The sequence below is a fragment of the Pseudidiomarina sp. WS423 genome, from assembly GCF_050750165.1.
GTDB lineage: Bacteria > Pseudomonadota > Gammaproteobacteria > Enterobacterales > Alteromonadaceae > Pseudidiomarina > Pseudidiomarina fusca.
Genome location: NZ_JBOJLN010000010.1, coordinates 24867 through 39334, shown reverse-complemented (window position 1 = coordinate 39334; position 14468 = coordinate 24867). Strand labels below are relative to the sequence as shown.

Sequence of the window (14468 nt, the reverse complement as noted above, 5' to 3'; positions counted from 1 at the left end):
TTACACTCCTGAAAGTAATAAGTAGTTTGCTTCGGCAATCAATTTTTGGCGGTTGATGGCGATTGCTAATGCATCAATTTTTGCGTCGATTTCCGCAATCTGTGACCGTACCGCCTCGGCAAAGTCGCCATCATCATTGTTGTAGGCAGTCAATGCGGCTTCAGACTGGGCGGACATTTGTGGAAGTAGCTCTTCGTGATATAGGGCAGCACGTTCATTCAAACGGTTCAGTTGTAAAAACGTACTGCGTAAATTGGCTATTAACTGCCTGGCAACCAATAACTTCTCAGTTTTTTTTGCTTCCGTTTTAAACTTTGCTGAGCGTACCTGCTTATCCTGTTTGTTATCAGTAAATAAAGGGACATCGAACGTAACCCCGACTGACAGCAAGTCGGCACGGTCATTGCCGCTTGGATCGTCGTTTCTATGGCCATATTTCAGATTGGCTGACCATTGCGGTTTATAACCTTGCTGAGCGAGCTCGACAGACGTCTCCGACGCCAAAATGTCTTGATCGGTCGCTTGCAAAACCGGGTGTTCTTTTATCAATTCGTACAAGGCTTGATTCGGTATTGTCGAAGGTGATAGCAATGTCTTCTTCAGTGTAAGACTCGGAAGGTCATCCGGTAACCTTGATTTCGCTATAACACCTATCCATTCCGACAATTCGCTTTGAAGTTGCTCCTCTTTTTGTCGCAGTGACGTCAACCTATCATCCAGGCGTGTAAGCTCAAGTTGGGCTCTAATAACATCTTGCTGCCGTGCTTTTCCCTCGGTACTGGTATAACTCGCCTTAGCGGTTGACACTAACTGTTCAAAAAGCGCTCTATCCGATTCAATCAAGCGAATACTTTGCTGAGAGAAAAAAACATCTAACCACAACTTGGTGACCGTTGTTTGGACCTTTGCAATACGATCCGCTCTCAAAAACGGTTGTTTTTGAGCTAATTGGTTTTTCTGCTTACGAGACAACGATAAAGTGTCTCCTCTGGGAAATGCTTGTGAAACACCGACGACTAACTGGGTCATTCCTTCCTGTCTTGAACTAAAACTGTCAACCGGGAAACTGGCAGCCGTGAGCGATATTTGAGGGTCAGGCAAACTGGAAGAGGCTATCGCTTCACTCGCGAATGCCTCTTGGGTTTGCTTACTTGCCGTTAACCAAGGATCTTCTTGTACAGCGATACTCACTGCTTCTTGTAAATTCAAAAGTGGCTCTTGCGCACTAACAACATTTGGCACTACTGCAGTCAGAACACCTAAATAAGCCATTCTTCTTAAAAGTTTCATATTGTTACTCTCAAAAACTGTGAATTTTTAGATTCAACACAGACCAAGCTATGAATCAGAGCGTAACGAGGACGACGAACGACGTCGTAACGACAATGACCGAACCAAAGCTTATAGCTGTGCTTTTACCTGGACGATAAACGCGCCAGGAGCGAGAAATTTAGTACTTTTTAAGAGTAGATTGGGGGCCGAAATAGCGCAAGAGAGTGCTTTTCTTTAATATTCGTATCTAAGAATGAGGAAGCGTTAAAAAGCAGCTTTTCAACAGGAGGAACGGTGGATTGCTCAGAATAAACGACAGTAATTGACGGGCTGTAACAATGACGCATCATTGAATCAGAGCAACAGTTATCGGTAAGAGAATGTGACACTTCGCAATCTGCAAGATCGCAAACTTGCTCAGTAGGATCGTGCATACATGCCTTTTCCGTACTGATAGTTTGTGAAAATGACATTGTTGTTACTGCTAATAGCAGTAGGGCAATGATTAAACGATACATGCGAAGCTTCACTATAAAAACATGCTTGCATTGTATCTCTTTTGGCTGATAAAGATCAATCAATTAAAGGAAGTACCCATAACGAGGTAGTCAACCCAGGTGGTGATACGACTTCTACATCACCACGCAGATTTATTGCTAACTCAGGCGCTTTCAAGCTCTAAATACCAAAGTCATCGAACCTTACTTGTTCTCGCGGAACGCCAAAGTCAGCAAGAGACTTTAACGTTGCTTTCAGCATTGGTGGAGGACCACACACGTAAACGTCCAATGTGTTTTTGTTTTCATCTGCCAACCATTTCATTGCGATTTCGTGCACAAAGCCAGTGTGCCCGGCCCACTCATCTGATTTAGCAACCTCTGAAAGTACCGGTATATAATATAACCGCTCATCTCTTTCGAACTCATCCCTATAACAGAGCTCTTTTTCATATCGTGCGCCGTAAAAAAAGATACAGCGACGAGGAGAGCCTGCTGCTAATTCACTTTGTATTAACGCTCTCAACGGTGCAACACCCGCGCCGCCCCCGATGAAGACTTGTGTATGAGAGTTTTGCTTTGCCAGTTGGAAGTCTCCAAATGGCCCAACGGCATCGACACGAGCGCCAGCTTCTAAATTACATAAGTAATTTGATCCCACCCCCGGCGGTACCCCTTCGCTTGGCGATGGCAGCTGCCTTATGTTAAACACAAATCGAGTCGGGTGAGGCCGCGTAGCAACCGAGTAGTGCCGTGACAATATTTCGTTTATATGTGGAATACGGAACTGCATAAATTGCCCGGCTTCATAACTAACGGGGTCTGAACTTACAAAAGTAAGCTCCATAATGGATGGAGTGAGTTGCCGCTTTGAATCAAGTGTTAAAGCAATATCATCGACTCCGACATTATGCAGCTTAACGTCATAATTGGATGACGTTCTGTGTTGACAAGATAGGCGCGTTCCTGCTTCTAATTCGTTGGCACTCAATAACGCTTTATCAGCTGCTTTCGGGCTGGGTATATTGCTGCCTTGCAGTGTCACTTTACATAACCCACAGGTACCGCCTCCGCCACAATTACTCGCAATTGGTTGCCCTTTCTGCTGAAAATATTCTAGCCACGTTTTCTTACGTTTTGGATTAAAGTCACCGTCAGTAATATTTCGGCCTAAGAGAATTAAACCGGATAATGAAAACCAAAGAGCGAATAATCCAGCACTCCATATCAATAGATGATTAAAACTTCGACCGCCCGTGTAATCCATAAAGTGCAGACGAAACGCCCAGTCAGCGATTGTCCATGGCGTATTACGATGTTCCACAACCCGGGATGACGCTTCATCGATATATATTCGGGTATTAAGATCATCCTCGATATCAATGCGGAATCCTGAGGCATTCCAGCCATTCACTTCATCGCTTCCCTTGACTCTTTCAACCCTTTCAACCTGGCCCGGTCCATTGTAGCTATTCAGCGCTAGCTGAGTCGCCAAAGCTTGGTCCGTAGACCACCGTTCACCGGTATCTGCGTTGAAGTAAAGCAAACGTCCATCTGGCAGAGACACCTGATACTGACCTACCCCGGCAACACTGACCAGTTCAATGGAGTGAGCTAAGGGGAATCGTTGATGCATTTCAGTAACATCGATTTGAGGCGCTATTTTTTTAAGTGGGGGTTCAGAGTTTTTTGAGACCATATATTGGTGGCCTGACATTTCGTGATGTCCGGTTAAGCTAAAAAATAACCCACTCACTAGCCACAAAGCGACTTGAATCACTAAAACCAAACTCACCCAACGATGAAGCCATTGCATAAACCTTATCATTGAGCACCCCCAGTCGATTTTCTTTTAAACGTAATCGTATAAAAAAGCAGGACAGTGCCCGTTATCATTAAAATAAACGTACCGATAATAAAGCCCTTTAACCACCAGGTCTCGATATCCACACGCTCGTCGTAGTCCATTATGTGTAACATCCAGGCGATATCAAACCCCCGCCAAAACGTATGTCGCTTTACCAAAAGCTCCCCGGTCGTTTCAGATAAATACAGACTGGTATTACCGAAATCGTCATAATTTACCTGCCAAATCGGTAACAAAGCACCACTCACTTCTGTTGGTGGGTTATCAGTCATGTAAACGACCGATTCAATAGCGTCGGGATCCTTCGTGTAATATTGATTCGCTAACTCTTTAATGTGTTGTTCGGTTATATCAATACGCTGCAGCGACTCCGCATTAACTAAAAACGCTCCCTCGTTCCTCTCTATTTTATACACCGGCTGTAACTTCTGATTCAGCCATACGCTTTTTAACGACGTTTTTCGTGTTTCTGGATAGCGGCTCAACAGGTCATTTAAGCTTGATATTTCAACACCTTTCGGTATTGGCTGGCTTATATCCTGAACTAAGTGATCACCATGAATATAATCCAAATCGAAGAATACCATGTAAGCGCCACTGATTGTCCAAACAACCATTTGCAGGCCAAAAATCAAAGATAGCCAACGATGCCAAACTCGCCAGCTACTGGAGCGTTTCTTTTGAGTCATACCCTACCTCAAATTTAATAAAACAAAGCTGGCGCTCCCAGGGAAAAGCGACAGCCAGTCTAGTCTTTAAAAGCTGTAACGTACCTTCAGATATAACTGACGGCCTAACAAGTCATATGTCATAGTGTCAGTATTGGCGTCCGTCCAACTTTTAAAATAAGCTCTTCAAGATGACTAGAAAAGTTATAAAAAAAGTTGTCCACTTTTTTCAAAATAAAAATAATTTTTCATTTTTAATGAATTTTTACCCTTTTTTGATTATTGATGCTTTTAATCTTTTGCCGACTATAATGCGTACACGAATACATAACTTTTACGTAAGGAACTTGGCTATGAGTCAATCAACTAAAAAAGCCACGCTTTACAGAATGTCGACACCTGACCACCAATGCCCTTTCGGTTTAAAAACCCGGCACTTACTTAAAGCCAACGGTTACGATGTGGACGACAACCTACTGGAAAGCCGCGAGGAAACCAACATATTCAAGGAAAAACACAACGTCGATACCACTCCACAAGTGTTTATTGGTGATGAACGCATCGGTGGGTACGAAGAGGTTCGAGCCTTTCTAGGAAAACCTCTTCCTGACCCTGACGCAACCAGTTACCGACCCGTTATTGCATTATTTATTATGACAACGCTCCTCTCTGTAGCCACGTCGTGGCTGTCTTTTGGTCGCGCATTTACCGTACAAACCATCGAGTGGTTCATCAGTTTCTCTATGGTGGTTCTGGCCTTGCTCAAACTCCAGGACGTAGAGAAATTCTCTACCATGTTTCTCAATTACGATCTTCTCGCCAAAAAATGGGTGCCTTATGGCCGTATTTACCCCTACGCCGAAGGCTTGGCGGGTCTGTTAATGGCAGCGGAATTTGCTCATGTCATTTCCATCCCTATTGCGTTATTCATAGGCATCGTGGGTTCTGTCTCCGTGTTTAAAGCCGTTTATGTCGACAAACGCGAGCTAAAATGCGCCTGTGTCGGTGGCTCCAGTAATGTGCCGTTAGGCTTCATTTCACTCACTGAAAACCTCATGATGGTCGCTATGGCTGTCTGGATGTTTTTTACAATGAACTAGAAAAAGAGCGCTATGCGCTCTTTTTCTTAACGCTTTTTACGTAAAAACAAAATCTCACCAGCGGCAATCAATGCCATACCGATAAGAGACGCCCAAATAACCAGCGGATCGCTTGTCCATTTCACCCATATAAAAGCGGCTAAAACGATGACATCTAGCGTGATTGCGCTGACAAGTATGTAAATATTGGCATTCACCTTTTGCCTTAGATGCCGTAATACGCCCCAGTGGATCGCAATGTCCATCACGATATAAAAAATAGCGCCCAGTGACGCAATTCGACTCAAATCGAAGAATGCCGCTAAGATCATAGCCATAACAATGGTGTAAACCAGCGTATGCTTCTGAATGGAACCTGGCATGCCAAAATGACTGTGTGGAACAAGCTTCATATTGGTCAACATGGCTAACATTCTTGAAACGGCAAACGCGCTGGCAATCACTCCTGATACCGTTGCTACAATTGCAAAAGCGACCGTCACCCATAGTCCGGTCTCGCCATAGACGGGTCTGGCTGCTTCAGCAAGCGCGTAGTCTTTCGCTTTCACAATTTCATCTATGGACAGGCTCGAGCCAACCGCCAGAGTGACCAGAACGTATATTAACGCGCAGATAATCAGCGAAATAATAATGGCACGCCCGACATTTCTCTTAGGCTCAACAATTTCACCGCCACTATTGGTTATTGTTGTAAACCCTTTGTACGCAAGTATGCTTAAAGCAATCCCCGCTAAAATACCGCCACCCGTAGCTTCTTCTGGAATAGCCGATATCGATTCAAACTGAATGCCTGAGGCCCACAAACCACCAGCCGCTAAAATGACCAACCCTAAAGTCTTAACAAAGGCCATAAAAAACGAGAACGTTTGAATAAACTGATTACTCAAAATATTGATAAAAAACGCAAAGACCAGCAAACCCACCGCCAACAAAGGGATAAGCCACTGCGCTTCAAAAGAAATTAACTGGCTGGTATAAGACGCAAATGTCCGAGCGACTAAACTTTCATTAATGACCATAGAAAAGTACATCAAGAGTGCGAATATCGCCGTCACACTTCCTTTTCCATAAGCTTTACTGAGGAACATCGCAATACCGCCCGCTGACGGATAGGCTTTCGCCAACTTAACGTAAGAGTACGCGCTAAAGCCGGCAATGATACCGCCGCACACAAACGCCAGGACAAACCACTCTCTTGCCAGCTGAGCAACTTGTCCGGTCAGTGCAAAAATACCAGCGCCAATCATCACACCAGTCCCCAGCGACACCGCCCCCCAAAGGCTCAGGCTGCTTTTCTGATAATCCTGATGTCCGTGTTCATGATCGTGTTCTGCCATAATCAGCTCCTGTGATTGAACTCAGTTGGACCAATGGATCCGGATAATTTTCCAGCCAGACTCAGTCGTATTTGATACGGTTACGGTTTCATTCATCGTTAAATCAACCTCACGCCCGTTATACTCCCCGGAAACGCTATACCGAGAAGTGATCACAGCAAGGCCATCGGCTTCTTGTACTGTCCTTTCAAGCAACTGTGAAGGAACCGCCTGGCTAAACTTAATATCTGACTTAAGATGATGAGCACTGTATTCAGCCAGGGACCGTTCAACGCCACCACCTTCAAAGATAAGCACATCATCGGAAAGCACGTCTTTAACGACCTCCGTGTCACCTTCAGTCAAAGCCGTTCGAAACCTATCAAGCACAACTGTCGGTTCAGATACTTCCTCGGCACTACTAGGCGCTGAAATAAACAGCACCGAAACCATAAAAACACTCATGAATAATTTCATTCTTCTTATTCCTTACATTAACCGGGGGAAAACGCGCTGCTTAGCGCTGAGGCCAGGGTAAAAATAGTGACAGCCAATACCATTTCCGCCGTTATGGAGTTTTTGAGTCGCTTGGCGGCCGCGTTATCATTTAATTGCGGTACGAACTTTAATTTATGCAATGCGGCAACAAGGAGAATCAGCGCCACAAACACAAGTTTCGCTAGTAGTACCGTGTCATACGACGTAAGCGGCAGCTCTGGCATCCATCGCCCTGTTGCACTACGATACATAACCAAGCCCGCAATAAGGAGTATTGGAACCGCTGCAGACATATGCACACCAAAACGCTCCATAATGGCTTTCGCTTTAGCAAGCGGTACCGACGTTGCCAGCTTTCGCAATGAGTTAAGACTGCCGAACCAAATCCAAGCGACTAACAAGTGTGTTAAAAGCGCTAGCTTTCCCCACCAGACGGCGTCACTGCCGTGACCAATACTTAAAAAGCTCCATCCCATGAGTCCAATGGCGACAACATATAGCACCCACTTTATACGTTTTAGCTTAACAACGGAGTAAACAATCCAAGCAATAGCAATCGCTATCTGAAGTTGGATGAACAACCCAACAGGGCCGGTCCATATAAACTGCATGTAAGTCTTGTCAATCATGCCGGCAAAGCCTTCAGCAGCAAAACTACCGACTTTCAGAAAAAAATACAGAAGGCTTGCCAGTAATAGAAGCAACGCAACAAGGCTATTCTTTCGTTCAGACTGCTTTTTTAAACCGGACAAATAAACGATATAAGGCGAGGCGGTCATCACCGCGTTAAGCCAGAATATAAAGGCCAACGTTAAAACGCTGGCCACACTCCAAAGGGTCATCATTTCACCTCAAAGCTAAAATCACCCGATATTTTATGACTGTCCCCACCCATTGCCGTCCAATAAACCGTATAACCACCTGACGCCAAATTGTTTTTAACAGCAATTTCGTACGCTGCTTTGGGAGTCATGCTCATCGAAAAGTCCAGCGGATGCATTTTACCGTCATCTGAGTGCAGCATAATTTTAGCCAGACGAACATCACCGGAAAAATTCATCGTAATTTCCGTTGGTGACTCGGACAAAGTCGCACCGTCCTCCGGGCTACTGGATGTTAGGCCGACGTGAGCGCTGGCCCATGCACTAAAAAATAACGTGGTACCGAAGGCTAACTTAAGTATGTTTTTCATGTTGTTTCCTCTTTGTTTATTATCAATTAAAACCAAACTCTGGCCCCAAGGACCACGCCTGTTTCTGTGGTGTCCTCTCCCATTCGTTTCATTTCATCTGCCGTGTTGCCTAACGCGCCGTTCCAATAAACACCAATGTAGGGTGCAAACTCACGACTGATTTCGTGACGATAACGCAACCCCACACGCAAGTTGCTCAAGCCACTTTGCCGTTCATATTTGTCTGAATCTGTCAGGTTGGCTGTAAACTCAATGCGAGGCTGTAAGTACGATGTTTGTGTGAGCTGCCACTCGTACTCAGTTTCGCTAACAAACTGGACATCACCTTCTTCGTTCACCATCAACGAGTTGTCCATTTCAAACCAATACGGAGCCAGCCCCATGAAGCTAACAACGGCATAATTTTCCATAGAGGCATTGGACGATAAGGAGCCTCGCGTACCAACACCGGCCTGAAACGACCAAAACGGAGACATCAGGTAGCCGTATAACAACTCAGCCCTTTCCAAGTCAGTGGGCTCTCCGTCATCTTGAATATTTTCCCCCTCACTTTTGAAGACAAACCGATGATAATCACCACCGTACCAAGCCATCATGTCCCAAACGGCAACGTTCTCTTCCTCGTCTGTTCGCGTTAATTCCAGCCGGTCAAATAATACCTGCCCGGTGTAATATTCTTTAACGGGCTCTGGCCAGCCTTCCTCTGCATGTCCCGCCATTGCCACTGCGGGTAAAAGTGCTGTAGTGAACAACAATGATTTAGCGTACATAGCCTTCCTCCTTATGCCACATTTACCACACGAAACATGCCCGCTTTCATGTGATAAAGCAGATGACAATGAAATGCCCAGCTTCCCGGTGCATCAGCGGATATCAGTAGTGACACTTTCTCGCTTGGTTTTAAACTAATGGTGTGCTTACGAGGACGAGGATACTGTCCATTTTCAAGTTCCATCCACATACCGTGTAAGTGGATTGGATGATCCATCATGGTGTCATTAACCATCACCAACCTTAAGCGCTCGCCGTGACGGAACTGCACAGGGCCGTCAACTTCGGTGTAGTTCTTCCCGTCAAACGACCACATATACCGTTCCATATTACCGGTCAAATGCAGTTCAATCTGGCGCTCTGGTTCCCGCTTATCTGGCCATTCTTGGGCGCCAATAAGATCGCTATACACTAAGACTCTATGGTCAACATTATCCAAACCTATGCCCGGTTCATGGAGACGACTGGTCGGATTCATAGCTATCATGGCGGCAGCAGCTCCGTGACCACCTTCACTGTGCTCAATTTTAATGTTTTCCACAGGAAGCTCTTTTTTATGCATCATTTCATGATTCATATGACCGTCTGTGCCGCTCATATTCATCATACCTTTCTCTTCCTTATTTCCTGACATCGCCATGGCCCCCATTCCCATCGCGGCCATCCCACGTTCAGGCACCGCGCGTAACTCAGGAACTTCTGCTTCAAGGCCAATTTCTGGTGTTAATGTGCCTCTGACATAGCCACTACGGTCAAAGCTCTCCGCAAAAATCGTATAAGCCTTGTTATGCTTTGGCTGAACAATGACATCATAGGTTTCAGCCACTCCGATACGAAACTCATCAATAGACACAGGCTTCACCGGTTGACCATCTGCCGCCACTACAGTCATCTCTAGACCAGGAATACGTACATCGAAATAGCTCATCGCAGAGCCGTTGATAATACGAAGTCGCACTTTCTCACCTGGTTTAAATAATGCTGACCAGTTCATTGCTGAATCGCGACCATTCATCAGGTAGGTGTATGTACTCCCTGTCACATCAGCGATATCGCGAGGACTCATCCGCATTTGTCCCCACATTTCTCTTTGCTTCCAGGTTTTCTCTAACCCATGCTGGCGCACGTCCTCGAACGTCTCAAATATCGTACGCTTTTGGTAGTTATAGTAGCCTTCCGCTACTTTCAAATTACGAAAAACCTCATTTGGATCTTCGAATGTCCAGTCACTTAGAATAATTGTGTGTTCACGATCAGCGCCTATATCTCCGTCTTTTGGGTCGATAATCAGCGGACCTAAGTGCCCCAGTTGCTCCTGTAAACCCGAGTGGCTGTGATACCAATAAGTTCCGTTTTGCTCGACATCGTAGCGGTATTTGAACGTTCGTCCTGGCTTTATCCCTTCGAAAGATACGCCAGGCACGCCATCCATATTCTCCGGCAAAATAATCCCATGCCAGTGGATTGACGTGTCTTCAGATAGTCTATTGGTCACATTTAGCTTGGCTCGTTGACCTTCTTTCAAACGAATTAGAGGACCAGGCATTTGACCGTTAATCGTTATAGGTGTGCCAACCTTATTCCCTACTAACAAAGGAGACTTCGCGATGGTTAAATCAATTTCATCTTTCGTCAAAACTTGATCTTTAAATTTACGCCCTTGAGGTGTTGCCCATGTTGGGGCTACTTTGGCAATTGCTAACGCGGACGCCACAGTAAATGCAGATTTAATGAATTTTCGACGCCCTTTATTAAACTCATTGTTCATGATGACGCTCCTCTTCTGAGGTTAAATTTTGATGACGTTGAATGTCCTTTTCCCTATCAGACGGTTCATCAGTAATCGATGATTTAAACCCTTTTATCGCACTACCAAGATCGGATCCCAGGGTTCGTAGCTTTTTGCTACCAAAAAGAAGAATGACAATAACCAGTAAAACTCCTAACTGAACCATACTCATGCCGCCAAATCCCATAGCTAAAGCCCTCCATTTGAGAGTGCTTGCTGCTGCTCTAAACTTGCTATCTGCTGATAAGGTGTAATTGAACCGTCCTTTTTGATTTCATAGACCGTATACGGTTGAAACCGAGTACCCATTTCCATACCAACAGACCCTACCGGCATGCCAGGAACAGTTAATCCAATGCCATTTTCTGACTTTTTCCCAGCTAAATAATGAGAAACCAATGTAGGAGGAACGTGCCCCTCAAAGACATAGCCATTACTAGAAATAGCGGTATGACAGGATTGGACCTCGGCACTAATACCGGAGTCACGTTTTCGTTGGGTCAGGTTGTTCGGATGTTGTACGGACACACTAAAGCTATCGGGTAAAGCTTGTAACCACTTTTCACAGCAACCGCAGTTGGGATCTTTTAGAACGGTTAGTTGCTGCTCTTCTACATCGGTTGCAGATACAGACACGGAAAACAGCATCGCCAAAACAGCGATATTGCGTTTGATAGACATAATTATTCACCGATTAATAAGTTTTAAGGAAACACGCCGAGCGTGTGTTAAATTTCTAGTAACTTATTAAGCGGTAATTATTGGGGGACGGAATAAATTAGACGCGTGTTTAGGACGAATTGAGGTGTCGATGGGCGCATCGACTTTGGCAGAGAGGTTAACTGCAGCGGCATTAACCGAAGAAGACTGTCCGACAAATAAAACCGAGCCGCCGGAGCAATGCCGAATGGTCATGTCAGCACAGCACGAGTTGTGCTTTTGCGTCTCATGCTCGCAATCGTTTGTGTCGGCTTCGTACATCATGCTGTGCTGCATTTGGCTGTTATCATGACATGCGTGAGCTTCTGCCGTTTGCGAAAACGACATCGACACCAATAGCACTGTCATTAATAACAGAATTCGAATTAGCACGAGCACCCTGCTTTTTGCAATTTAATAAACTTCAGTCTAACGTCATTTTAGCGCATGTCAAATATCATTCTTCTTTACTTTATAGCGTTCGGCCCATGGAAAAATGTTGATAAATAGCTAATTCACTTTAACCAAAGCAACAAGTATAGCTTTTCATCTCTGATCAGAAGCACGAATTTATTTGCCACTACACGTTCACAAGTTGCAGACCACTATAGCTATGTTCAACGTGTTAAGCGAGTATTGGGCATAGCCAAAAAGTTAAAAGATTCATTTGTGAAAAAGCTTTCAATCAAAAAACTAAAGCTGAAGTTTTAGTAACAAGGTAAGTAACACGCTTGAATCTTGATATTTTTTATCCACTATAAAACAATAAGTTATTAGATCTTATCGATTCCGCCTCCGGCACCATTATTGATAAGGCCTCGCTAGAAATAGCGGGGCTTTTCTTTTTCTGGCTTTGTACCAGATTTGTACCAGTTGTACCATCCAAATTGCCCGCCACCCGTTTCAAATGATGACTCGCAAGGTGAGCGTACCGCAGTACCATCTCATACGATGACCAACCGCCAAGCTCCTGCAACTCTTGTAAGCTTGTGCCGCGTTGAACATGCCAGCTTGCCCATGTATGGCGTAAATCGTGCCAACGAAAATTTTCAATACCCGCTCGTTTTAACGCTGCATACCATGCTTTGGTTGATGTGCGCTCAACTGGTTTGCCTTGATACACAAAACAATAGTGAACATCGTCGCCCTGCACTTCTTGCAACACCGATAAAGCATCGTTATTGAGTGGCACGTTTATCGCCTTTCCTGATTTTGATTGATCAGGATGAATCCACGCAAAACCACGTTCTAAGTCCACTTGATCCCACCGTAGATAACTCACATTCGACTGACGCAAACCTCTAGCCAGTGAAAATTGAGCCATCAACCGCAGATGCTTAGGTAACTCATTCAATAAACGTTGTGCTTCATTGGCTGTAGGAAAAAGATTACGGATAAAGTTAGCTTAGTATGTGCTCGTTGATTTAGGCTGCAAGGTTAACGTTAAACCAAGTGCAGATGCCACCTTAGCGATAGTTGAAAATGTCGGATCTCCATCAGATTCCTCCACGCATGCATCCAAGTATGCTTGAATGGCTTCGTCATTATCGAGGTGTTGTGTGTATGTAACTACCCCGGGGTTTGTCAACTGCAGTTAACAACCTGTGCGTTGACACGAGGTTTGAAGAGTATGGTTAGTTGGTAAAAGTGGCAAACGTAATATTGTGTAGGATAAAAACTTAATAGTTAAAATTCGACGAAGCTATGTCCGCTGTGTGCCATTAAGAGACATTCACTTAGCTCTTACAACAACTTTGGCCTTCTTGAATTGGTGGGCATTTCACTGTTCCATAAGAGCAGTATACACAACAATCGCCCTTCAAAGGCTTTAGGAGAACTTTGCAAGATTCACATTCATAATACCACTGGCAAGCGTTGGTTGACATTTCTTCGGTTTTACTGAAACCGCACTCAGGGCAAGTAATGGTAGAATTTAACTCTATACCTCGCATGTTTGCTCCTTCAAAGGTTTAACAATGTCCAATACGGACATTACAATCATCAAACAAATACCCACATAGAACAAATAAGTGCTCCAGTCATATTGCCATAGTGGATAGAGGGTTAACAAAACAGCTATAGGCCCAATAACTCCAAGAGTACCTCTCGTATGATTTTGGTTTTTATACCAGTTATACAAATTTACCAACAACGCCAAAGTTGCAAATATAGGTAACAAGGTATTTACAGCAATCCCCTCAAAGTGAGAGAGAAAGCCTAATCCCAATGCTGATGCTAATGAACCGAGAGCAGGGAAACACCCCGTACAACTGAGGGCTGCAAGCCAAACACCACCTGAGCCAACTTTATCTAAAATCTTATTAATCATTTTTAACGCCTAACATTATTTGAATGACTTGAGTGTAAACTCCGTAGATAGGTACGGAGTCAATGCTATTTTAGCGAATCGATTATTGGGCAGTGAGATTGGTCGTTATTGTTGCGGCATGAATTAGTCATTTCTTTTATGACGACTTCTAAGCGTTGAAGGTCAGCTATCTTACTTTGAATTAAGCTCAGTTTCTGCAAACCAAGAGATTCAACTTTGGCACAATCGCCATCCATTGACATCAAAGACGCTACTTCCTTTAGAGTAAAGCCAAGTGCTTTAGCCTTACAAATGAATTGTAATTGCTTGGTGATTGAGTCGTCATACACACGATAACCATTTTGAGGTTTTTGAGGTTGTTTTATCAAGCCTTCTCGCTCATAAAAGCGTATAGTTTCTACGCCTAAACCAAGTTCTTTAGCCAACTTGCCTATTGTTTTCATCGTATAACCACAAAATCAGCCTACTTC

Annotated in this window: 17 protein-coding genes; 1 reads left to right on the top strand and 16 read right to left on the bottom strand. The window is 44.4% G+C overall.

What is annotated here, in order from left to right; genetic code table 11:
• The 3 genes from ACQ661_RS09250 to ACQ661_RS09240 all read right to left on the bottom strand — a co-directional run bounded on the left by ACQ661_RS09250 (position 1) and on the right by ACQ661_RS09240 (position 4325).
• On the bottom strand, positions 1-1290 hold the full coding sequence (locus ACQ661_RS09250; protein ID WP_228759567.1) for a TolC family protein: 1290 nt from the start codon (positions 1288-1290) through the stop codon (positions 1-3).
• Between the two features lie 660 nt (positions 1291-1950).
• Positions 1951-3585 (bottom strand): PepSY domain-containing protein, encoded by a 1635-nt coding sequence (locus ACQ661_RS09245; RefSeq protein WP_228759566.1) that lies wholly within the window; start codon positions 3583-3585, stop codon positions 1951-1953.
• Positions 3586-3593: 8 nt separating this feature from the next.
• Positions 3594-4325: a hypothetical protein gene (locus tag ACQ661_RS09240; RefSeq protein ID WP_153827119.1), complete on the bottom strand. Its 732-nt coding sequence runs from the start codon at positions 4323-4325 to the stop codon at positions 3594-3596.
• Between the two features lie 332 nt (positions 4326-4657).
• Between ACQ661_RS09240 and ACQ661_RS09235 the strand changes: the two genes are divergently transcribed.
• Positions 4658-5404 (top strand): MauE/DoxX family redox-associated membrane protein, encoded by a 747-nt coding sequence (locus ACQ661_RS09235; RefSeq protein ID WP_153827118.1) that lies wholly within the window; start codon positions 4658-4660, stop codon positions 5402-5404.
• A gap of 26 nt (positions 5405-5430) precedes the next feature.
• Here the strand turns inward: ACQ661_RS09235 and ACQ661_RS09230 are convergent, their stop codons facing one another.
• The 13 genes from ACQ661_RS09230 to ACQ661_RS09170 form a co-directional block, all read right to left on the bottom strand.
• Entirely contained in the window at positions 5431-6741 is a 1311-nt protein-coding gene (locus ACQ661_RS09230) for an APC family permease (RefSeq protein WP_153827117.1), read from the bottom strand.
• A gap of 21 nt (positions 6742-6762) precedes the next feature.
• Positions 6763-7197 (bottom strand): YybH family protein, encoded by a 435-nt coding sequence (locus ACQ661_RS09225; RefSeq protein ID WP_431668204.1) that lies wholly within the window; start codon positions 7195-7197, stop codon positions 6763-6765.
• A 17-nt stretch (positions 7198-7214) separates the two neighbouring features.
• Positions 7215-8063 carry a copper resistance D family protein gene (locus ACQ661_RS09220; protein ID WP_228759565.1) on the bottom strand — a complete coding sequence of 283 codons (849 nt, stop codon included), beginning with the start codon at positions 8061-8063 and terminating at the stop codon, positions 7215-7217.
• A complete protein-coding gene (locus tag ACQ661_RS09215; protein ID WP_011234483.1) occupies positions 8060-8410 on the bottom strand; it encodes a copper resistance CopC family protein in 351 nt (116 codons plus the stop codon). Before ACQ661_RS09215 ends, ACQ661_RS09220 begins: the two co-directional genes overlap by 4 nt.
• Before the next feature lie 26 nt (positions 8411-8436).
• Complete coding sequence (locus ACQ661_RS09210) at positions 8437-9180, bottom strand: copper resistance protein B (protein WP_110076776.1); 744 nt, start codon at positions 9178-9180, stop codon at positions 8437-8439.
• Positions 9181-9191: 11 nt separating this feature from the next.
• Entirely contained in the window at positions 9192-10949 is a 1758-nt protein-coding gene (locus ACQ661_RS09205; RefSeq protein ID WP_153827116.1) for a copper resistance system multicopper oxidase, read from the bottom strand.
• Positions 10939-11157 carry a twin-arginine translocase TatA/TatE family subunit gene (gene tatA / locus ACQ661_RS09200; RefSeq protein WP_011234486.1) on the bottom strand — a complete coding sequence of 73 codons (219 nt, stop codon included), beginning with the start codon at positions 11155-11157 and terminating at the stop codon, positions 10939-10941. The genes ACQ661_RS09205 and tatA overlap by 11 nt, the downstream gene beginning before the upstream one ends.
• A gap of 2 nt (positions 11158-11159) precedes the next feature.
• Positions 11160-11651, bottom strand: a complete 492-nt coding sequence (locus tag ACQ661_RS09195; protein ID WP_006956253.1) for a DUF411 domain-containing protein — start codon at positions 11649-11651, stop codon at positions 11160-11162.
• Between the two features lie 66 nt (positions 11652-11717).
• Positions 11718-12062 (bottom strand): hypothetical protein, encoded by a 345-nt coding sequence (locus ACQ661_RS09190; protein ID WP_313932394.1) that lies wholly within the window; start codon positions 12060-12062, stop codon positions 11718-11720.
• A gap of 355 nt (positions 12063-12417) precedes the next feature.
• Positions 12418-13065 (bottom strand): site-specific integrase, encoded by a 648-nt coding sequence (locus ACQ661_RS09185; RefSeq protein ID WP_313932398.1) that lies wholly within the window; start codon positions 13063-13065, stop codon positions 12418-12420.
• A gap of 340 nt (positions 13066-13405) precedes the next feature.
• Entirely contained in the window at positions 13406-13621 is a 216-nt protein-coding gene (locus ACQ661_RS09180; protein WP_072243337.1) for a GDCCVxC domain-containing (seleno)protein, read from the bottom strand.
• Positions 13609-13998 (bottom strand): organomercurial transporter MerC, encoded by a 390-nt coding sequence (gene merC / locus ACQ661_RS09175; RefSeq protein ID WP_034823179.1) that lies wholly within the window; start codon positions 13996-13998, stop codon positions 13609-13611. Before merC ends, ACQ661_RS09180 begins: the two co-directional genes overlap by 13 nt.
• Before the next feature lie 65 nt (positions 13999-14063).
• Positions 14064-14441, bottom strand: a complete 378-nt coding sequence (locus ACQ661_RS09170) for a MerR family transcriptional regulator (RefSeq protein WP_008950466.1) — start codon at positions 14439-14441, stop codon at positions 14064-14066.
• Between the last annotated feature and the right edge of the window lie 27 nt (positions 14442-14468).